This is a genomic window from Actinosynnema sp. NPDC059797 (genome assembly GCF_042732085.1).
In the GTDB taxonomy this organism is placed as follows: domain Bacteria; phylum Actinomycetota; class Actinomycetes; order Mycobacteriales; family Pseudonocardiaceae; genus Actinosynnema.
This window is the reverse complement of record NZ_JBHWIE010000027.1, coordinates 9,755-31,262: the sequence shown is the minus strand read 5'-3', so window position 1 is coordinate 31,262 and position 21,508 is coordinate 9,755. Positions and strand designations below refer to the sequence as shown.

The following is a 21,508-nucleotide window of genomic DNA, read 5'->3' as shown; positions in this document are numbered from 1 at the left end:
TGCTAGAAGGACCACCGCTGGTTCGCACCGCCGTGGCAGTCCCAGAGCCGCACCCCGGTGCCGTTGCCGGTGATCGTGTTCGGGTCGGCGTCCAGGCAGCGCCCGCTCTGGTAGTTGACCAGCACCCCGCGGTCCGCGTCGAAGTCCCAGATCTGGTTGTCGTCGCCGTGGCAGTCCCAGAGCTGGACCTTCGTGCCGTTGGCGGCGATGCCGCCCAGCTCGGCGTCCAGGCAGCGCCCGCTCTGGCTGTTGCGGACCAGACCGCGGGGTTCGAAGTCCCACAGCTGGTTGTCGTCGCCGTGGCAGTCCCAGAGCTGGACCCTGGTGCCGTCGCCGCCGATGGTGCCCAGGTCGGCGTCGAGGCACCGGGCGTTGGCACCGTTGTGGACCATCCCGGGCGCCTCGGCCGAGGCGGTGCCCGAGAAGACGAGGACCGAGCCGCCGAGGGCCGTCAGTGCCGCCAGGGCGAGCGCTTTGCTCGTGATTCCGGAAGTCATGGTTGATCACTTCCTCGTCCGGGGGTGGATCGAGGGGGACGTTACCCGCACATCGCCGCGCCCCCAACGGAATCCGCCGGACGGCACTCGTGCGGGTGACCCGTCAGACCAGCCAGATCCGGTAGGCCGCGGCGGAGTGCGCGGGCACGAGGGCGCGCACCTCGCCGGTGGTCTCGGCCTCCTCTTTGGACCACAGGTCGAGCACCCGGTACTTCGCCGCGGACGGCAGGCCGATCGCGTCGGCGGTGGTGCCGATCTCGCGGTCGGACAGCCCCCGGTTGAACAGCACCACGGCGGCCGACCCGTCCGACATGGGCTTCGCCCACACCTCCTGCTCGCCGTCGTCGCGCAGCCGGTGGCCCTGCCGCCCGCCCCAGTCCTGGTTCACGGCGATGAGGTCGTGGTTCAACAGGGTTTCCCTGGTCGCCGGGCCCATCGTCCTGAGGTCGTTGCCCGCGATCAGCGGCGCGTTCAGCAGCGCCCACAGCGTGAAGTGGGCTCGGTCCTCGTGGTCGGCCATGCCGCCGTTGCCGACCTCCAGCATGTCCGGGTCGTTCCAGCCGTTCGGCCCGGAGTGGTCCTCCAGTCCGACCTGGAGGTCCAGCAGCGCCGTCCACCCGGCCCAGGAGTCGGTGATGTCGCGGGTCGTGCGCCACAGGTGCCCGCCCACCTTGCGGCCCCAACCCTCCCACGGGCGCTCGTGCCCCCACTCGCAGATGCTGAACACGATCTGCCTGCCCGACTCGCGCAGCGCGCGCCCCATCTTCCCGTACCGCTCGACGGCCGGGCTGCCGTCGTTGTTGCAGTTGTCGTACTTGAGGTAGTCGACGCCCCACTCGGCGAAGCTGCGCGCGTCGACCTGCTCGTGCCCCAGGCTGCCGGGGTAACCCGCGCACGTCTTCGAGCCCGCGTCGGCGTAGAGGCCGAACTTCAGCCCGCGCTCGTGCACGTAGTCCGCCACCGGCCGGAGGCCGTCGGGGAACTTCACCGGGTCCGGCACCAGCCGTCCCCCCTCGTCCCGCTCGCGCGCCATCCAGCAGTCGTCCAGGTTCAGGTACGCGTAGCCGGCGTCGCGCATCCCCGACTCCACGATCTCGTCCGCGATCTCGCGGACCATCCGGTCCCCGACGTCGCAGCCGAACCTGTTCCAGGAGTTCCACCCCATCGGCGGGGTCGGCGCCAGGCCCGCCGACACGGACCGGGCGGCGACGGGCCCGACCGCGACGACCGAGGCGGCCACCAGTCCCGCGACCGCCACCCGGGCCACCGACCGACGCACGACACCCCCAGGAAGACGATGTGACCCCACGGAACCAGCAAGTCCCGGGGAGGGAAACCCGGGGCCCGGAATTTCACCGGGCCGTGGGGTGCGCACCGGGAGGCGTCAGTCGGTGGGCGGGAGGACGACGACCTTGCCGTGCAGCGTGCCCGCGGCGGCCTCGGCGTGGATCGCCGGCAGCTCGGCCAGCGGCACCCGCCGGGCGACGTCGACGCGCAGCTCGCCGCGGTCGACCAGCGCCACCAGCCGCGACAGCTGCTCGACGTCGCTGCGGACGAAGACGTCGATCCCGCGCACGTCGCGCCCCTCGTCGGAGGGCGCGGGCATCCACACCGTCGTGTTCACCAGGACGCCGCCCGGTCGGACCAGGGTGACCAGCGCGGCCAGCGCGGCCGGGTCGATCGGCGCGAGGTTGAGCACGACGTCGACCGGCTCGGTCACCGCCGCGGTCACGTCGGTGGTGGTGTGGTCGACGACCTCGTCGGCGCCCGCCGACCGGACCGCCTCGCGGCTGCGCGGACCGGCGGTGGCGATCACGTGGGCGCCGGCCCCCTTGGCCAGCTGCACGGCGTAGCCGCCGACCGCGCCGCCCGCGCCGTTGACCAGCACGCGCTGCCCGGCGGTCAGCCCGCCGTGGTCGAAGAGCGACTGCCACGCGGTGAGGCCGACCGCCGGCAGCGCGGCGGCGTCGGGCAGCGGGATGCCGGTGGGCGCCGGCGCCAGGGCGCCGGCCGGCGCGAGGACGTGCTCGGCGGACGCGCCGGGCTCCGTCATCGGCAGGAAGCCGATCACCCGGTCGCCGACGGCGAGGCCGGTCACGCCCTCGCCCACCTCGTCCACCGTGCCGGCGACGTCGAAGCCGGGCGTGTGGGGCAGCGCCACGGGGATGGGACCGCGCATGAAGCCGGCGCGGATGTTGCCGTCGACGGGGTTGAACGAGGTCGCGGCGACCCGGACCCGGACCTGGCCGGCGCCGGGCACGGGCCGGTCCACGTCCTCGTAGCGCAGGACCTCGGGACCGCCGTGCTCGTGGAAGCGCACTGCCTTCATGGGGGAGCCTCTTTCTTCCGCTCAGATTTGCTTCGAACTCGAAGCACTGAGGAGGACGCTACTACTGCTTCGAATTCGAAGCAAAGTGACCTGCGGCACTGCCCGGGGGCGCCGACGGGTGCTCCTTCGAATTCGAAGCAGTAGACTCCCGCCATGTCCGATTCGCCGCGGTCGCTCGACCCCGTCCAGCTCGGCGCCTACTTCGCGCTGATCGAGGTGACCAGCCTGCTCCGGCACGCGGTCGAGCAGCAGCTGCGCGAAGCCGGCGACCTCAGCTACGTGCAGTTCCAGCTGCTGGCCCGGCTCGGCGACTCGCCCACGGGCAGCCACCGCATGACCGACCTGGCCGACGGCGTCGTCTACAGCCGCAGCGGCCTGACCTACCAGGCGGGCCTGCTGGAGAAGGCGGGCCTGGTCGTGCGCGCGCCCACGCCGGACGACGAGCGCAGCACCACGGTCACCATCACCGACGCCGGGCGCGCGCTGCTCGCGGAGGTGCTGCCCGGTCACGTCGAGGTCGTCAGCGGCCTGCTCTTCGAACCGCTCTCACCCGACGACGTCGAGGCCCTCGCCGGCCTGCTGGCGCCGGTGCGGGACCACATGCGCTCGACGCCGCCCCGCTCGGCGGCGCCCCGTCGTCGCAAGGGCGGGGCCTGACGGCCTGCCCGCCTCCCTCGCGGCGGCGCCGAACCGCGGGCCCGGGTCCCGCGGCGTGCGCGACCTCGACCCCACCTGAGGTTCCCGCCCGCCGGCGGGAGGTTATTCCACCTCGGTGCGCAAAGAGCTTTGTCCCGCCAGGTGGTTCGCTTTTCCCGTGACTGTCCACTGTAGACTGAAGGTGGCGGCGGGCATTAGGCCGGATGGGTGGTGCATATGACACCCGCTCGGTAATCCTCCCTGCTCTCGGCGGCGCGCGTGCCCGGCCGGCGCGCCCTTCCGGTTGCAGCCAGGTGGAATCCGTGGCAGAACGGATTGCGAGGCGCCCGGCAGGTGCCCGGGCGCGACGGCCGTCGAGCGGCGCTGACGGGGAAGCTCGGACGGCAATGACCTGGGGGAGTTCGCGTTGGACCAACTCAGTCGCAGGAATGCGTTGCGCGCCACCGCTTTGGCGACCGGTGGCCTGGCCGCCGGGCGGTTGTTCACCGGCGCCGCCGCGGCCGATCCCGTCGGCGGGGCGCCGCCGCTGGGGCCGGTGCGCGTCCTGCCGGACGACGCCCGGTACCCGGAACTGGTTCGCCGGGGCCACAAGCGCTTCGTCGGCACCCCCGACTACGTCGACGTCGTCGGCACGACGGAGCAGGTTCGACGAGCCGTCGAGAGCGCCGTGCGGGCCGGGAAGCGGCTCGCGGTGCGCAGCGGCGGGCACTGCCTGGAGGACTTCGTCGACTCGTCCGGGATCCGGGCCGTGATCGACCTGTCGGGTCTGACGCAGGTCTACTTCGACCCGGAGCGGCAGGCGTTCGCCGTGGAGGCGGGCGCGACCCTGGGCGAGGTGTACCGCCGGCTGTTCCTGGGCTGGAACGTGACCGTGCCCGGCGGGTGGTGCCCGAGGGTCGGCGCCGGCGGCCACATCGCGGGCGGCGGTTACGGGGTCCTGTCGCGCCGGCACGGCCTGGTGGTGGACCACCTCGACGCCGTGGAGGTGGTCGTCGTGGACGCCTCCGGCGCGGCGCGGACCGTGATCGCCACGCGCGACCCGGCCGACCCGAACCACGACCTGTGGTGGGCGCACACCGGCGGCGGTGGCGGCAACTTCGGCATCGTGACCCGGTACTGGCTGCGCACACCGGGTTCGACGGGCACCGACCCGTCGCGGCTGCTGCCCAACCCGCCCGCGATGGTGCTGGACTTCACCGCCGAGTGGTCGTGGGAGGGCATGGACGAGGCGGCGTTCCGCAGGCTGGCCGGCAACCACGCCCGGTGGTGCGCGGAGAACGCCGCCCCGGGCACGCCCACCGACCGCTTCTACGCCGAGCTGATCCTGCGCGACGTCGGCACCGGCACGCACCTGCTGATCGGCGAGGTGTCCGGCGCGGACGCCGATGCTCAGCTCGACCGGTTCCTCGACGTGCTCGCCGAGGGCGTCGGCCGGCCGGTCCGGGTGGTGCGCCAGTGGCGGCCGTGGCTGACCGCGGTCTTCGCCGGACCGGACGAGTCCAAGCTGTACCGGATCAAGTTCAAGTCCGGTTACCTGCGCGAGCCGTTCACCGACGACCAGTTGGGCGTCATCCACCGCCAGCTCACCCGCACCGACACCCACGGCCGGCTGCTGGGGTCGGTGGGGCTGAGCAGCTACGGCGGCGCCATCAACGCGGTGGCGCCGGACGCGACGGCCACCGCGCACCGGGACGCGGTGATCAAGCTGCTGTACGTGTCGGCCTGGGAGGACCCCGCGCAGGACGCGGTCCACGTCGACTGGGTCCGCGAGTTCTACCGCGAGGTCTACGCCGACACCGGCGGCGTGCCCGACCGGCGCGACGGCGCCTACGTGAACTACCCGGACGTGGACCTGGCGGACCCGGAGGTCAACCGGTCCGGCGTGCCGTGGCACGAGCTGTACTACAAGCAGAACTACGCGCGGCTGTCCCGCGCCAAGGCCCGCTGGGACCCGCTGGACGTCTTCCGGCACGCGCTGTCGGTCCGCCCCGCCTAGGAGGTCGGTCCTCATGCCCGAAGCAGTGTCCACCCGAACCGCTCCCACGCCGGGAGCGTCCACTCCGGACCCGGTGGTCGTGGACGAGTCGTTCTTCCAGGACCCGTTCCCCGCCCTGAACCGCTTGCGGGAACGGGCGTCCGCCACCCCGGTGCTGTTCGCCGACGGGTTCGGCGTGCCGCGCTGGTTCGTCGGCCGCTACGCCGACGTGGTCGCGGGCTTCACCGACCCCCGCCTGAGCAACGTGGTGGTGCCCGCGCTGGCGCCACCGGACGTCGACCGCGCCGAGCTGCCCGCCGGGCAGCGGGTGCTGTTGCGCGCCAACGACCTGCTCGGCCGGGCGATGGCCAACACCGACCCGCCCGACCACACCCGGCTGCGGCGGCTGGTGTCCGCCGCGTTCGGCGCGCGGCCGATGGACGCGCTGCGCCCGAGGGTGCGCGAGCTGGTCGCGGCGGCCCTGGACGACGCGGGCGGGGAGTTCGACCTGATGGCCGTGCTCGCCCGGCCGCTGCCCATCACCGTGGTGTGCGAGGTGCTCGGCGTGCCCGCGGAGGACACCGAGGTCTTCCGGGCCGCGGCGCGCGTGCTGGGCGGTTTCGCCGACGAGGCGTCGGCGCCGGAGATGATCGGGGCGATGGACCGGTTCGCCGACTACGCCGCCGACCTGGTCGCGCACAAGCGCCGCCGGCCCGCCGACGACCTGCTGACCACGCTGGTGGAGGTGTCCGACCAGGGCGACCGGCTGACCGGGGACGAACTGGTCGCCATGCTGGCGCTGATGATCTTCGCCGGGCACGAGACCACGGTGCAGCTCATCGGCGGCGGCGTGCTCGCCCTGCTCGCCAACCCCGACCAGGCCGCGCTGCTGCGCGCCGACCCCGGCCGGCTGCCGGACGCGGTGGACGAGGTGCTGCGCTTCGACGGCTCCGCCAACCCCGGCCTGCCGCGGCTTGCCACCGAGGACGTGCCGGTGGGCGACGTGGTGGTGCCGCGCGGTGCGCACGTCATCCTCGCCACCGCCGCCGCCAACCGCGACCCCCGGGTCTGGGACCGGCCCGACGAGTTCGACGTGACCCGGGAGCGCCGGCAGCGGCAACTGGCGTTCGGGCACGGCATCCACTACTGCCTGGGCGCGCGCATGGCGCGCATCGAGGGGGAGGAGGCCATCGGCGCGCTCCTGTCCCGCCACCCGGGGCTCCGCCTCGCCGTCGAACCCGCCGCGCTGCGCTGGCGCACGGGTTTCGTCCGCGCCCTGGAGGCCCTGCCGCTGACCACGCGCTGAACCCCTACCAGCGAGGGATGGTGATCGTGCACGGCACGCGCGACCGGTCGACCCGCAACCAGTTCAGCGGCACGCGACCGAGCTTCCTCGAACAGCTCTACCTGGGCCGGGTCCGGTGGGACCTGCTGCACCCCTTCCCGAGCCAACCCGACCACGACCGCGCCGCCGGGGACGGGGCGGTGGCGGAGCTGGGCCGGTTGCTGCGCGAGCACGTCGACCCGGAGGAGGTCGACCGGACCGGCGAGCTGCCCGACGCGGCGCTGGCGGCGCTGCGCGACGGCGGCTGGCTCGCCCTGGGCGTCGACCCGGAGCTGGGCGGGCGCGGCCTGTCCGCGACGAACGTGTTCCGGGTGATCCAGGCGGCGGCGAGCTGGTCGGTGCCGGTGGCGCTGGTGCTGGCCATCCAGGAGTCCATCGGCACCGGCGCGATGCACGCCACGGTGTCGCCGGGACCGCTGCGCGACGAGCTGCGCCGCCGCGTGCTGGCCCGGCAGGTGTCCGGGTCGGCCGACACCGAGCCGTCCGGCGCGGCCAACCGGGACCGGGAGACCACCGCGCGGCCGGTGGACGGCGGCGCCGCCTACGTGCTGGACGGCGACAAGATCCACATCGGGAACGGGCCGATCGCCGACGTGCTGACCGTGTCGGCGACGCTGCGCGACGGCGACCGCGCCGAGCGGCGGCTGTTCCTGGTCGACACCTCCGCGCCCGGCTTCGAGGTGGTGACCGCGCACCGGTTCCTGGGCGTGCGCGGCTTCCCCAACGGCGCGGTGCGGCTGCGCGGGGTCCGGGTGCCCGCCTGGCACCTGCTGGACGAGCGGCCCGACGGCGACGACACCCGGCTCACCCCCCGGATGCTGAACCTGATCGTGCGCGGGCGGATGTACCTGATCGCCGCGCCGTCGCTGGCGCTGGCGAAGCGCGCGGCCGGGTGGGCGCGGGACTTCGTCGGCCGCCGCGCGGTGGACGGCGTGCCGCTGGGCCGCTACGAGCAGGTGCGCCACGAGCTGGCCGAGTGCCTGGCCGACACCTACGCGGTGGAGACGGCGTGCCGGTGGGCGATGCTGGTGGACGACGGCGCGACCGCGACGCCGGGCAACGCGCTGCCCGAGCAGATGGCCACCAAGAACATCAGCTCGGTGGCGGCCTGGCGGGTGGTGGACCGGGCGATGGCGCTGATGGCCGCCGAGGGCTACGAGACCGCGGCCAGCAAGCGGGGGCGCGGCGCGCCGGACGTGCCGCTGGAGCGGGCGTTCCGGGACGCGCGGAACTTCCGCATCTCCGGCGGCGTGGACTTCCTGCTCGACTACTGGTCGATGACGCTGATCGCGCTCACCCTGTACTACCCCGAGCCGGACGACGCCGCCGAGATCGACGCGGGTCCGCCCGACGACCGCTGGTGCGACGAGGTGCCGCTGTCGCCGGAGAACCGGGAGCACCTGCGCGAGGTGGTGCGGCAGGTCCACCGGTTCGCCGCGACCTGCCTGCGGCTGGCCCGCCGCTTCCCGGACCGGGCCGAGCTGCTGGCCCGCCAGCGCCTGCTCGTGCTGCTGGGGGCGATCGGCAACGAGCTGCACACCGCGGCCCTGGTGCTGGCGCGGGCGGCGGGCGCGCCGGCGGAGGCCGACCTGGCCGCCGCGGCCTGCCGCTCGGCCCGGCACCGGCTGGCCGCGCACTGGCGCGAGCTGGCGCAGCGGGAGCACGCCGACCCGCCGGGCGAGGAGCACTGGACCACCTCGGGGGCCGGGTGGACGCCCGACACCGACCTGGTGCGCCCGGCCGACGACCGCGCGGGGGACGGGGTGCCGCGATGATCCCGCTGTCCGTCATGCAGGAAGCGCTGTGGCTGGCCTGGCAGGTGCGGCCCGGGGACCGCACCGACCTGATCGGGATGCCGCTGGAGGTCACCGGCGAGGTGGACCTCGACCGGTTGGCCGCGGCGGTGGTCGCGGTCGGCCGCCGGTTCCCGGTGCTGCGGGCGCGCGTCGAGGCCGGTGAGCCGCCCGTGCTGCGCTGGGGCGACGACGACCTGGTGCTGACCCGGCGCACCGCGGCCGGCGACCACGACGCGGAGGTGGAGCGCTCCGCGCACGCCCCGTTCGACCTGCGGGTCGGGCCGTCGGCCCGGTTCGAGCTGGTGGAGTCCGGCGACCGGCGGACCCTGGTCCTGGCGCTGCACCACATCGTCGGCGACGGGCACTCCGTGCTGGCCCTGGTGCACGCCCTGGCGCTGGCCTACGGTGGCGCCGACCTGGGCCGACCGGAGGACCCGGCCGCGGCGGCGGCGTTCGCGCACCGCCAGCGCGAGCTGGCCGACGGCCCGGCGGGCGCCGCGCACCGCGCGTTCTGGCGCGACCACCTGGGCGCCGAGCCCCCCGCCCTGACCCTGGCGCCCGACCGCGCCGGGCTCCCGCCGCACACCACGTCCAGGCCGGTGCCCGCCGGACTGGCCGACGCGCTGCGCCCGCTGGCCGCCTCGCTGGGCGTGAGCCGGTTCGCGGTGCTGTTCGCCGCCTACCTGGTCGCGCTGCACCGCCACACCGGCGACACCGACCTGGTGGTCTCCTTCCCCACGCACCCCCGCCGCGCCCTGCCGGAGCTGCGCGACGCGTACGGGTTCTTCACCAACGCGGTGCCGGTGCGGGTCCGGTTGACCGCCGGCGAGCGGTTCGCCGACCTGGTCCGGCGGGTGGACGCCGCGCTGCGCGGCTGCCTGCGCTTCGCCGACCTGCCGCAGCCGGCGATCCTGCGCGCGGCCGGCGTGCGCCACGCGGACGTGGCGCGCAGCATCGGCCAGACCGTGTTCCAGTACTGGGACACCACCGTGCTCGACGGCGTGGACGTGCTGCGGCTGCCGCTGCGGCACGGCGACCGCGCCGGCGCGCTGCGGCTGGGCGACATGCTGGACGTGACGACCTACCGGCTCCAGGCCATGCTGCGGGTGGACCGCGACGGCCTGTCGCTGCTGTGGAAGGACCCCGGCGGCACGATCGGCGGCGACGTGGTCGACGCGCTGGCCGCGACCTACCTGGGCGTGCTGGCCGAGGTCGTGGCCGAGCCGGGCGCGGTGGTGGTGTCCGGGGTGGACCTGGCCGGCGCCGAGCCGCCGGCCCTGCCGCTGCCGCCGCCCGCCGAGGGGGGCTCGACCGCGCCGGTCGCCGCCGCGGACCCGGAGGTGCTGGTGGCGGCCCTGGTCGGGGTGCTGTCCTGGTACTGCGGCACGACCGACGTGGTGGTCGGCGTGGTGGGCGAGGACGGCGAGGTGGCCCCGCTGCGGGTCGAGGCCGACCCGGCGGCCGGGTTCGCCGCGCTGACCGAGCGGGTCCGCGCGGCGCTGCGCGCGCCCCGGGCGCCCGTGCCGTTCGACCGGCTGGACGTGCTGGTCGACCCGGGCGGGCGGGGCACCGCGCGACCGCACCGGCTGCGCCTGGTCACCGACCGGCCGCGACTGGTGGGCGACGGCGGTGTGCCGGAGGCGTGGTTGAGGCGCCTGGCCGCGCACCTCGCGCGGTTCGCCGAGGCCGGCGAGGCGGAGCCGGACCGCCCGGTCGGCGAGCTGGACCCCCTGACCGACGAGGAGCGCCGGCTGGAGCTTGTGGACTGGAACGACACCGCCGCGCCGCACGACGACCGCGACCTGGTGGAGCTGTTCCGGGAGCGGGTCGCGCTCGACCCGGACCGGACGGCTGTCACCGACGCCGGCCGCGAGCTGACCTACCGGGAGCTGCTCACCGACGCCGAGCGCGTCGCCGCCGGGTTGCTCGCCCGCGGCGTGCGACCCGGCGACCTGGTGGGGGTGCAGCTGCCGCGCGGGCTGGACCAGGTGCGGGCGGTGCTGGGCGTGCTCTGCGCGGGCGCGGCCTACCTGCCGCTGGACCCGGCCGCACCGGTCGACCGCCGCGCGTTCCTGGTCGCCGACGCCCGCGCCGACCTGGTGATCGCCGCCGACGACGCGCCGGAGAACGCGGTGGCGGTCGCGCCGGCGGACCTGCTCGCCCACGACCCCGTCGCGCGGCGGCCGGCCGGGCAGCCGGGAGCCCTGGCCTACTGCATCTACACCTCCGGCACCACCGGGCGCCCCAAGGGCGTCCCGATCAGCCACCGCGACGTGGTGGGGCTGGTGCGGGCCGACATCCCGCACCTGTCGTTCGGGCCCGGGGACACCTGGGCGCTGTGCCACGCGGCGCACTTCGACTTCTCGGTGTGGGAGCTGTTCGGCGCGCTGCTGACCGGCGCGCGGCTGGTGGTCGTGCCCGAGGACACCGCCCGCGACGCCGAGCGGCTGCTCGACCTGCTCGCGGCCGAGCGCGTCACCGTGCTCAACCAGACGCCGACCGCCTTCCACCAGCTCGCCGAGGTCGCCGAGCGGCGCGACGCCGCGCTGCCGGACCTGCGCTACGTGATCTTCGGCGGGGAGCGCCTGGAACCGGCCAGGCTCGCCGGCTGGGCGCGCCGCGCGCCGGGCACCGCGCTGGTCAACATGTACGGCATCACCGAGACCACCGTGCACTCCACGGTGCACCTGGTCGGCGAGGCCGACCTGGCCGGCGGCGCGAGCGTCGTCGGCCGCCCGCTGCCCAACACCACCGTCCACCTGGTCGACCGGGTGACCGGCCGGCGGCTGGTGCCGCAGGGGTGCGTGGGCGAGATCGTGGTCGGCGGCTCCGGGGTGGCCCGCGGCTACCTGCGCCGCCCGGCGCTGACCGCCGCCCGGTTCCTCGACGACCCGTTCGGCGCGGGCCGGGCGTTCCGCAGCGGCGACCTGGGCAGGCGGCTGCCCGACGGGTCGCTGGAGGTGCTCGGCCGCGCCGACGACCAGGTCAAGCTGCGCGGGCACCGGCTGGAGCCGGGCGAGGTGGCCGCCGCGCTGCGCGGGCACCCGGCCGTGCTGGACGCGGTGGTGCTGCTGGTGGGCGGCTCCGAGGGCAGGCTCGTCGCGTTCGTCCGCACCGACGGCGAGGACCCCGGTGACGCCGCGCTGCGCGCGCACCTGGCCGCCCTGCTGCCGCCGTACGCGGTGCCGGGCGAGTTTCGCCGGTGGCCGGGGCCGTTCCCGGTGACCCGCAACGGCAAGCTGGACCGGCAGGCGCTGCTGCGGCGCGCCCCCGCGCCGGCTGCCGCGCCGGCCACCGCGCCGGTCGGGGACGGCCTGGTCGGCGTCATCGCCGGGTTGTGGGCGGAGCTGCTGGACGTGCCCACCCCGCCGCCGGGCGCCTCGTTCTTCGAGCTGGGCGGCCACTCGTTGCAGGCCGGCCGGGTGGCGGTGCGGCTGGGCGAGGTGATCGGCGCACCGGTGCCGGTGCGCACCGTGCTGGAGCACCCCGTGCTGGCCGACCTGGCCGAGGCCGTGCGGGAACTCGCCCCTCGCGGCGCGGCGGACGGCGGCGCGGGGAGCGACGACGCGCCGGCCGGGCCGGTGCCCGCGTCGGCGTTCCAGGAGCGCATCCGGCTGGCCGCGCAGGTCGATCCCGGCGCGCACCGCTACCTGGTGCCGCTGCTGTGGTCGGTCGAGGGGGAGCTGGACGTCGACCGCCTCGCCGACGCGCTGGCCCGCGCGGTGCGGCGGCACGAGGTGCTGCGCACCCGGTTCGAGGTGGTCGACGGGCGGGCGCGGCAGGTGGTGGGCGAGCCGTGGCGGCCCGGGGTCGCGCGGGTCCGCCTCGACGGCGGTTCGCTGGACCGGTGGCTGCGCGCCGAGCTGGCCGACGGGATGTCACCGGAGACCGGGCGGCTGCTGCGCTGCACGCTGGTGGAGCGGCCCGGTGACCGACCGGTGCTGGCGCTGGTGCTGCACCACCTGGTGTGGGACCTGGGGTCGCTGCCCGTGCTGGTCGAGGAGCTGGCCGGCGCGACCGGGCCGGTGACCCAGTACCGCTCGGTGGTCGAGGCGGAACGGGCGCACGCCGGGTCGGAGGCCGAGCGCGCCGAGCTGGCGCACTGGGCGCGGCGGCTGGCGGGCGCCCCGGCCTACCCGGCGCTGAGGTCGCCGGTGGTGCCGGAACCGCCCGGGTCGGTGCCGCTGGACCTGCCCGACGACCTGCTGCCCCGGCTGCGGCGCCTGCGGGGCGTGTCGCCGTTCACCGCCGCCGCGGCGGCGCTGTGCGCGACCCTGCACCGCTGGACCGGCGCGGACGACGTGACGGTGGCGGTCCCGGTGGCCAACCGGGACCTGCCCGGCCGCGACCGGGTGATCGGGCCGTGCCTGAACACCGTCGTGCTGCGGTCCACCGTGGACGACCGGACCACGGTGGGAGGGCTGCTGTCCGGGGTGCGGGACTCGGTGCTGACCGGGCTGCGGCACGCGACCACGCCGTTCGACCGGGTGGTGGAGGGGTGCCGCCCGCCGCGCCGCGCCGGGTGGACGCCGTACTCCGAGGTCGTGCTGAACTTCGGCGCGGCCGAACCCGTCCGGTTCGGCGGCGCGGTGCTGAGCCCGCTGGACCTGACCGCCCTGCACGACTACGACACCAAGTTCACCCTGACCGCGACCCTGACCGAGCGGGACGGGCGGTTGACCGGGCACCTGTCGTTCCGGGGCGACCGGATCGCGGCGGCGGACGCGGTCGAGTTCGCGCGGGTGCTCACCACCGCGCTCGGCCGCCTGCCCGACGTGCTCGACGAGCGGGTGGCCGAGGTGGACCTGCTCGACCCGGCCGACCTGGGCCGGGTGCGGTCCTTCGAACGGCCGGCGCCGCCCGCGCCCGCCACGACCGTGCCCGCCCTGCTCGCCGACGCCCTGCGCGGCGGGGGCACCGCCGTCACCGGGCCGGCCGGCGAGCTGACCCGTGCCGAGCTGGACCGGCGCGCGCACGGCCTGGCCGGCGCGCTGCGCGCGGTGCTGCCGCCCGGCGACGGGCCGCACGCGGTGGCGCTGCTGCTGCCGCGCGGGCCGGACCTGGTGGTGGCGATGCTGGCCGCCTGGCGGGCCGGGTGCGCGTTCTGCCCGGTCGACCCGACCTACCCGGCCGAGCGGGTGCGGACCGTGCTGGACGACCTCGGGCCGGTCGCGATCGTCGCGGACGGACCCGTGGGCGGTGTCGCGGACGCGTCCGGCGTGGCCGTGCTGCGGCCCGACGCGGCCGGGCCGCCGGTCGAGCCGGTGTCGCCGGACCCGGACGACGTGGCCTACGTGCTCTACACCTCCGGCACGTCCGGGCGGCCGAAGGGCGTGGCCGTGACGCACCGGGGGTTGGCGCAGCTCGTGCGCTGGCACCTGCGGGTGTTCCCGCTGGGGCCGGCCGACCGGGTGGGCGCGGTGGCCAGCGTCGGGTTCGACGCCTGCCAGTGGGAGCACTGGCCCGCGCTGGTGGCCGGTGCGACCGTCGTGACCCACCCGGGCGGCCCGCTGGTCGCCGGGGAGGTCGCCCGCTGGATCGCGGGCTCCCGGCTGACCCAGGCGTTCCTGCCGACCCCGCTGGCCGAGGCGGTGCTGGCCCGGGACCCCGACCTGCCCGACCTGCGGCTGCTGCTGTTCGGCGGCGCCGCGCCGAGCGCCGACCTGCCCGCGGGCACGTCGTTCCGGCTGTGCAACGCCTACGGGCCCACCGCCAACGCCGTGGTGGCCACCGCGCTGCCGCTGGACCCGGACCGGCCGCGGTCGCGCACCACCATCGGCCGGCCGATCGACGGCACCGCGGCGCACGTGCTGGACCCGGCGGGGCGGCGCTGCCCGGTCGGCGTGCCCGGCGAGGTGCACCTGTCCGGGGCGTCGGTGGCGCTGGGCTACTGGCGGCGGCCGGACCTGACCGCGGAGCGGTTCGCCGCCGCCGATCCCGACGGCGCGCCGGCCCGCGTCTACCGCACCGGCGACCTGGCCCGCTGGACCGCGGCCGGTGAGCTGGAGTTCCTGGGCCGGGTGGACCGGCAGGTGGAGGTGCGCGGGCACCGGGTGGAGCCGGAGGAGGTGGAGGCGGTGCTGGGCGACGACCCGGCGGTGGCCTCCGCCGCGGTGGCCGCCCGGGGCGGGCGGCTGGTGGCCTACGTGGTGCCGCGCCCGCGGGCGGAGCGGGACGGGGCGGCGGTGGCCGACCGGCTGGCGCGGCGGCTGCCCGCGTTCATGGTGCCCGACGCGGTGGTGTGGCTGGACCGCATCCCGCTGACGCCGCACGGGAAGCCCGACGTGGCCGCGCTGCCCGAACCGGCGCGGGACGCGTTCCCGGCGGCCAGGGCGGCGGTGACCGGGCCGGGCACGGAGCTGGAGCGGCGCATCGCGCGCCTGTGGTCGGACGTGCTCGGCGTGGGCGCGGTCGGCGTGGACGACAACTTCTTCGACCTGGGCGGCAACTCGCTGCTGCTGGCGTCGCTGCACGCGCGGCTGGAGGCGGAACTGGGCCGCGACGTGCCGGTGGCCCGGCTGTTCGCGCACCCGACCGTGCGCGGCATGGCGGCGTGGGCGCGCGGCGACCGGTCCGGGCCGGAGGGCCCGGGTGGCGCCGGGGTGCTGGACCGCGCCCGCCGGCAGCAGCGGGCGCGCCTGGGCGGCAACCGGAGGGGAGTGGGATGAGCGGCGCGCGGGCGACCGGTGGGGAGTGGGGCGCGGGGACGGCGGGCGGCGAGCGGGGTGCCGAGGCCGCCGGCGAGGGGTGGAGCGCGGGAACCGCCGGTGGGGAGTGGGGCGCGAACACCGACAGCGGCGAGCGGGGTGCCGAGGCCGCCGGCGAGGAGTGGGCGGAGGGCGCGATCGCCGTGGTCGGCGCGGCCTGCCGGTTCCCCGGCGCGCCGGACCTCGACTCCTACTGGAGGGTGCTGCGCGCGGGCGCGGACGCCCTGACCCGGTTCGGGCCGGACGAGCTGCGCGCGGCGGGCGTGCCCGAGGAGCTGGTGCGCGACCCCGACTACGTGCCGGTGGGCGGGGTGCTGCCGGGTGGCGAGCTGTTCGACCGGTCGTGGTTCGGCTACTCCCCGGCCGAGGCGCGCACCCTCGACCCGCAGCACCGGGTGCTGCTGGAGGTCGCGGTGCACGCGCTCGACCACGCCGGCCTCGACCCGGAGCGGTTCCCGGGGTGGGTCGGCGTGTTCGCGGGCTGCGACGCCGCACCCGTGCCGCACGACTTCACCGACCCGGCCGTGATGAGCAGCCTGGTCGGCACCGAGAAGGACTTCCTGGCCAGTCGCGTCGCCTACAAGCTCGGGCTGCGCGGCCCGGCCCTGACCGTGCAGACGGCGTGCTCGACCTCGCTGGTCGCGGTGCACGTGGCCGGGCAGAGCCTGCTCAACCACGAGTGCGACGCGGCGCTGGCGGGCGGGGTGTCGCTGCGGCTGCCGCAGGCGCACGGCTACCTGTACCAGGAGGGGCACATCTTCTCCCGCGACGGCCGGTGCCGGTCGTTCGACGCCGGGGCCACCGGCACCGTGCCCAGCGCGGGCGCGGGCCTGGTGGTGCTGCGCCGGCTGGCCGACGCGGTCCGCGACGGCGACCGGGTGCTGGCGGTGCTCCGCGGTTCGGCGCTGACCAACGACGGCGGCGAGAAGATCGGCTACACCGCGCCGTCCGTGCCAGGTCAGCGCGACACGATCCTGCTGGCCCTGGGCCAGGCGGGCGTCGACCCGGGCGACGTGGCGCACGTGGAGGCGCACGGCACCGGCACGGGCGTGGGCGACGCGGTGGAGGTGGCCGCGCTGACCGAGGCGTTCCGGCACGGCACCGACCGCACCGGGTCCTGCGCCCTGTCGTCGGTGAAGGGCAACATCGGCCACACCGGGTCCGCGGCGGGTGTGGCCGGTTTGATCAAGTCGGTGCTCCTGCTGCGGCACGGCGAGGTCGTGCCGCAGGCGCACCTGCGCCGGCCGAACCCGCGCCTGGACCTGGAGCGCAGTCCGTTCCGCCTGGTCGACGCGGTCGGCCCGCTGGGCGGGCGGCTGGTGGCGGTGAGCTCGTTCGGCATCGGCGGCACCAACGCGCACGCCGTGCTGGAGGCGGCGCCGAGCCGGCCCCGCGGCGCCGGACCGGCGGTGTTCGCGCTGTCCGCGCGGAGCGCGGGCGCGCTGGAGCGGGCCCGCCGCGAGCTGGCCGACCACCTGGCCGGGCACCGGCCGGAACCGGCGGAGGTGGCGTGGACGCTGCTGGGCGGCAGGCGGCGGTTCGCGCACCGGTTCACCGTGGCGGGCGACGACCTGGACGTGGCGATCGCGGAACTGCGCGACCCGGGCCGCGCGTCGCGGGTGGCGCCGGACGGGCCGCCCCGGGTGGCGTTCCTGTTCCCCGGTCAGGGCGCGCTGCACGCGGGCGCGGCGTCGGCGGCGCACGCGGTGCTGCCGGTGTTCCGCGAGCAGCTGGACCGGGCGATCGCCCTGGCCCGCCGCGACTTCGGCGTGGAGCTGGGCGCGGTGCTGGACGAGGGCGCGGACGACGCGCCGCTGCGCACCAGCCTGGGCCAGCAGCTCGGCCTGTTCGGCATCGGCTGGGCGCTGGGCCGGCAGTTCCTGGAGTGGGGCGTGCGGCCGGTGGCGATGCTGGGGCACAGCGCGGGCGAGTACGCCGCCGCGGCGGTGGCGGGCGCCTGGGACCTGGCCGCCGGGCTGCGCGTGGTGGGGGAGCGGGCGCTGGCGATGCGCGACACGCCACCGGGCGCGCTGCTGGCCGCCTACGCGCCGCCGGAGGTCCTCGCACCGCACCTGGCGGCGCGGCCCGCCCTGGCCGTGGCGACGCTCGGGCCGGGGCAGACGGTGCTGGCCGGCCCGGTGCCCGCGCTCGACGACCTGGTCCGCGCGCTGACCGCCGAGGGCGTGCGCACGGCCCCGGTGGAGTCCGACCGCGCGTTCCACACCCCGGCCATGCGGCCCGCCGGCGACCGGCTCGCCGCCGCGATCACCGCGAGCGCGCCCCGGCGGCCGGAGCTGCCGGTGATCTCCAACCTCACCGGCGAACCGGTCGACCCGGACCGGGTGCCCGACCCCGACTACTGGGTGGCGCACCTGACCAGCCCGGTGCGGCTGACCGACGGCGTGGGCGCGCTGCTGCGCGACGGCTGTGACGTGGCGGTCGAGCTGGGACCGGGGTCCACCATGGTCGGCGGCCTGCGGCGGCACGAGCGCTACCGGGACGGCGTGGCGGCGGTCCCGCTGCTGGGCGGTCGCCGGGAGGACCGGCGGGTGGCGCTGCACCGGGCGCTGGGCGCGCTGTGGGCGGCCGGGGTCGAGCTGCCGTGGGCGGAGCTGTTCCCGGTCCCCGCGGTCACCTCACTGCCCGGCACGCCGCTGGAACCCGAGCCGGTGCCGCCGCCGGTGGTCCCGACCGGGACCGTGCCGGTGGTCGTCGCGCCGGTCGCGGAGAGCGGGCTGACCACCCGTCGGTGGGTCGACACGGGCACCCGCGCGCCGGGCGACGAACCGGTGGTGCTGACGGCCGACCACCCGGCCGCGCGGGTCGCGGCCGGGCTGCTCGCCGGGGGCGGGGAGGTCGTGGAGCTGCCCGGGGACCCGGCCGGCGCGCCGCTGGCGGACCGGTTGGCGGCGGCGGTGCCGCGCGGCGGGATCGTCGTGCACGGTGTCGACGCGCACGGGGTCAGCGTGCACGGTGTCGACGCGCACGGGGCCGACGCGAACGGTGTCGATGTGCACGGTGTCGACGCGCACGGGGCTGACGCGCACGGAGCCGGCGTGCACCGGGCCGGCGTGCGCGAGGCCGGTGGCATCGACCTCGCCGGGTTGGACGACGTGGCCGCGCACGCCCGCGCGGCCGGGGTGCGCCTGGTGCTGGCCGTGTCCGGGGACCCGGCGCTGCCCGACGACGGGCGGCCCGACCTGCTGGCGTGGGTGGCGCACCGGCGTCGCGCGGGCCACGACACCACCCTGCTCGACCTCGGCGCCGAGGACGCGCCGGCGCGTCCGCCCCGGGCGGAGCCGGACTGCGCCGCGTACGCCTGGCGCGCGGGCCGCTGGTGGGCGCTGACCACCACGCCCGAGCCCGTGCCCGGTGGCGCGGGGACGCCGGGCCCGGTGGTCGTGGCCGGTGACGACCCGGACGCGGCGCTGGCCGCCGCGCACACCTGGTCCGCCACCGGGGTGCCGGTGACCGCCACGGTCGACCTGCGGTCCGCGCCGGCGCGCGAAGAGCTCCCGGCGCTGGCTGGTGACCTGGAGTGGACGCGCCGGGCGAGCCTGTCAGGGCGGCCCGACCTGCTCGCCGCCGTGGAGGACTGCGGCGCGGCGCACGTGGTGCGGCTGTTCGTCGAACGCGGCCTGCTCGCGGTCGGCACCCCCGTGCCGGCGGCGGCGCTGGTGGCGGGTCTGGACCCGGCCGGGCGGCTGCCGCGGCTGGCCGAGCGGGTGGTGCGGGCCCCGGTGGAACGGGGCCTGCTCGTGGCCGGGGACGGCGGCCTGCTGCTCACCGAGGACGCCGCCGCCCGGGTCGAGGCCGCGGTGGCGGACGCCCGGCTGGCCGAGGTGCGGGGCCTGGCCGAGCTGATCGACCACTGCGTGCGCAGCTACCCGGCGGTGTTCGCCGGGGAGACCGCCCCGCACGCGGTGCTGTACCAGGACGGTTCGGACGAGCGGATCGCCCGCCTGCTGGCCGACAACCGGGTGGCGTTGACCGACGAGCAGGCGTGCCTGGACGCCCTGGCCGGCGCGGTGGCCCGGCTGCGCGCCGGGCGCGACCGCCCGCTGCGGGTGCTGGAGATCGGCGGCGGCCGGGGCGACCTGACCTGGCGGGTGGTCGACCGGCTGGGCGTCGACGCGGAGGTCGACTACGTCTTCACCGACGTCAGCGGGTTGCAGGTGCGCAAGGCCGAGCGGCAGGCCGCCGAGCGCGGCGTCGGGTGGCTGCGCGGCGCGCGGTACGACATCACGGCCGATCCCGTGGAGCAGGGCTTCGCGGCGGGCGGCTACGACGTGGTGCTGGGGTTCAACGTGGTGCACGTGGCCCCGGACGTGGCGGTGGCGCTGACCCGCCTGGGGCGGCTGCTGCGCCCGGACGGGCTGCTGGCGCTGGTCGAGCTGACCAGCGCGGCGCTGTGGACCCACCTGGTGTACGGGCTGCTGCCGGGCTGGTGGGACTACGCCGACGACCTGCGCACCGACTCGCTCCACCTGGACGCGGAGGGGTGGCGGCGCGCCGCGCGCCGGGCGGGCCTGGACTGCGAGGTGGCCTCGGCCGACGCCGGCGCCGACCACGCGGTGGTGCTGGCCCGGCCGGCGGGTGAGCCGTCACCGGAGGCCGAGCTGTCCCGCCTGCTCGGCGACGACCGGCCCGACGCCGTGCTCTACCTGGCCTCGGGCGCGGCGGCCGGCGCGTGGCCGGGGTTCTGCGCCGCGGTGCGCGAGCGCGGCGCGCGGCGGGCGGTCGTGCTGACCGAGGACCCGGACGACTGGCGGGCGGAACTGCTCCGCGACCGGCTCGACCCGCCCGACGGGGAGGCCGCGCCGTGGCACCACCTGCGGGTGGCCGCGTTCGACCGGCGGGTGCTGGCCGGGCTGCCCCGCCTGCTGACCGCCGCGGACCTGCCGCGGTCGGCCCGCTGGAACCCGCCGCCGGACACCCCGCGGGCCCTCGGCGGCGCGCCGCACGCGGTCGAGGCTCCCGGGTCCAACGGCGCTGTGCCCAACGGCGCTGTGCCCAACAGCACCTCGACTCCCACCGCCTCAACCCCCGCCGCCCCGGCCCCCACCACTTCGGCCGCAGTCGCCCCGACCGCGTCCACCGCCACCTCCACCGCACCTGCCACCACCGCGGTCGCCACCCCGGCCCCGGCGACCGACCGGCGGGCCGTGCTGGCGCGCCTGTGGTGCGAGAACCTGGGCGTGGGCGCGGTCCGCGACGAGGACGACTTCTTCCGCTCGGGCGGGGAGTCGCTGGCCCTGGTGCACCTGCTGGGCGAGGTCCACCGGACCCTCGGCGCCCGGGTCGAGACGTCCCGCTTCGCGCCGACGCCCACCTTCGGCCGGCTGGTGGAGCTGGTCGCCGAACGGGCCCCGCGCGCCGACGGGCCGGTGCCGAACCTGCTGCCGCTGTCCGGCGGTGGCGACGGCACACCGCTGTTCCTGTGCGCACCGGCCACCGGCAGCAGCCTGTGCTACCGGCACGTCGCGCCGCTGATCGGCCGCGACCGGCCGGTGCTGGGCCTGGACGTGCCCGCCGACCACCCCGGCGGCGGCGTCCGGGGTATCGCCGCCGCGCACGCCGCGCTGGTCCGGCAGGTCCAGCCGGAGGGCCCCTACCTGCTCGGCGGCTGGTCGGCGGGCTTCGCCGTGGCCCACGAACTGGCCGCGCAGCTGGAGGAGAGCGGGGCGCGGGTGCGGCTGCTGGTCAGCTTCGACGGCCTGCTGCCCGACACCAAGGGACGACCGATGGGGCTGCGACCGGAGCAGGCGCTGCGCGCGGTGGCGCTGCTGGCCGGCACCCGGCTCGGGCGGTCGGCCCCGCTCGACCGGACCCTGGAGCTGGCGGGCGGGTCACGGGTGCCGCGCATCGACCGGATCGCGGCGGTGCTGTCGGGCGGGCACGAGCTGGTCCGGTCGCACAACCGCGCGGTCCGCGCCGTGCTGGCCTACCGCCCGCGCCCGGTCCGGGCGCCCGCGGTGGTGCTCAAGACCGGCGTGGACGACGCCGGGGCGCGGCGGCTGGCCGCCCGGTCGGCCCGCCTGTACCCGGGCGGCATCGAGGTCGTGCCCGCGCCGGGCGACCACTGGGGCGTGCTCGACGCCGAGCCCGCGGCGGCGACGGCGGACCTCGTCCTGAACGCGTTCGACCGCCACGGTGTGTAGTCTTGAGGTCGCAGAGGATCAACGGATGATGAGGGGATCTC

Annotated in this window: 9 protein-coding genes; 6 read left to right on the top strand and 3 right to left on the bottom strand. The window is 76.9% G+C overall.

All coding sequences use genetic code 11. The features are described 5' to 3' along the window. Positions 1–2: 2 nt before the first annotated feature. The 3 genes from ACFV4N_RS10855 to ACFV4N_RS10845 all read right to left on the bottom strand — a co-directional run bounded on the left by ACFV4N_RS10855 (position 3) and on the right by ACFV4N_RS10845 (position 2,826). Complete coding sequence (locus tag ACFV4N_RS10855) at positions 3–497, bottom strand: RICIN domain-containing protein (RefSeq protein WP_499672288.1); 495 nt, start codon at positions 495–497, stop codon at positions 3–5. Positions 498–600: 103 nt separating this feature from the next. Then, positions 601–1,776: a glycoside hydrolase family 27 protein gene (locus ACFV4N_RS10850; protein ID WP_499672287.1), complete on the bottom strand. Its 1,176-nt coding sequence runs from the start codon at positions 1,774–1,776 to the stop codon at positions 601–603. Positions 1,777–1,881: 105 nt separating this feature from the next. Beyond that, the gene (locus ACFV4N_RS10845; protein WP_499672286.1) at positions 1,882–2,826 is read right to left on the bottom strand and encodes an NADP-dependent oxidoreductase; all 945 of its coding nucleotides are present in this window, start codon (positions 2,824–2,826) and stop codon (positions 1,882–1,884) included. Positions 2,827–2,979: 153 nt separating this feature from the next. Here ACFV4N_RS10845 and ACFV4N_RS10840 point away from each other — a divergent pair, with 153 nt between their 5' ends. The 6 genes from ACFV4N_RS10840 to ACFV4N_RS10815 all read left to right on the top strand — a co-directional run bounded on the left by ACFV4N_RS10840 (position 2,980) and on the right by ACFV4N_RS10815 (position 21,467). After that, positions 2,980–3,483 (top strand): MarR family winged helix-turn-helix transcriptional regulator, encoded by a 504-nt coding sequence (locus ACFV4N_RS10840; protein WP_499672285.1) that lies wholly within the window; start codon positions 2,980–2,982, stop codon positions 3,481–3,483. Between the two features lie 433 nt (positions 3,484–3,916). Beyond that, on the top strand, positions 3,917–5,479 hold the full coding sequence (locus tag ACFV4N_RS10835; protein WP_499672284.1) for an FAD-binding oxidoreductase: 1,563 nt from the start codon (positions 3,917–3,919) through the stop codon (positions 5,477–5,479). Between the two features lie 13 nt (positions 5,480–5,492). Beyond that, entirely contained in the window at positions 5,493–6,764 is a 1,272-nt protein-coding gene (locus ACFV4N_RS10830; protein WP_499672283.1) for a cytochrome P450 family protein, read from the top strand. A gap of 17 nt (positions 6,765–6,781) precedes the next feature. Then, entirely contained in the window at positions 6,782–8,578 is a 1,797-nt protein-coding gene (locus tag ACFV4N_RS10825; RefSeq protein ID WP_499672282.1) for an acyl-CoA dehydrogenase family protein, read from the top strand. After that, positions 8,575–15,267, top strand: coding sequence for an amino acid adenylation domain-containing protein (locus tag ACFV4N_RS10820; RefSeq protein WP_499672281.1), 6,693 nt, complete (start codon positions 8,575–8,577; stop codon positions 15,265–15,267). The genes ACFV4N_RS10825 and ACFV4N_RS10820 overlap by 4 nt, the downstream gene beginning before the upstream one ends. Then, the gene (locus ACFV4N_RS10815) at positions 15,264–21,467 is read left to right on the top strand and encodes a type I polyketide synthase (RefSeq protein ID WP_499672280.1); all 6,204 of its coding nucleotides are present in this window, start codon (positions 15,264–15,266) and stop codon (positions 21,465–21,467) included. Before ACFV4N_RS10820 ends, ACFV4N_RS10815 begins: the two co-directional genes overlap by 4 nt. Positions 21,468–21,508: the final 41 nt, after the last annotated feature.

What these genes read in the sequence shown, in the direction of transcription:
- ACFV4N_RS10840 (WP_499672285.1), top strand. Translation starts at nt 2,980, where the DNA reads ATGTCCGATTCGCCGCGGTCGCTCGACCCCGTCCAGCTCGGCGCCTAC.
- ACFV4N_RS10830 (WP_499672283.1), top strand. Translation starts at nt 5,493, where the DNA reads ATGCCCGAAGCAGTGTCCACCCGAACCGCTCCCACGCCGGGAGCGTCC.
- ACFV4N_RS10855 (WP_499672288.1), bottom strand. Translation starts at nt 497, where the DNA reads ATGACTTCCGGAATCACGAGCAAAGCGCTCGCCCTGGCGGCACTGACG.
- ACFV4N_RS10845 (WP_499672286.1), bottom strand. Translation starts at nt 2,826, where the DNA reads ATGAAGGCAGTGCGCTTCCACGAGCACGGCGGTCCCGAGGTCCTGCGC.
- ACFV4N_RS10825 (WP_499672282.1), top strand. Translation starts at nt 6,782, where the DNA reads ATGGTGATCGTGCACGGCACGCGCGACCGGTCGACCCGCAACCAGTTC.
- ACFV4N_RS10820 (WP_499672281.1), top strand. Translation starts at nt 8,575, where the DNA reads ATGATCCCGCTGTCCGTCATGCAGGAAGCGCTGTGGCTGGCCTGGCAG.
- ACFV4N_RS10815 (WP_499672280.1), top strand. Translation starts at nt 15,264, where the DNA reads ATGAGCGGCGCGCGGGCGACCGGTGGGGAGTGGGGCGCGGGGACGGCG.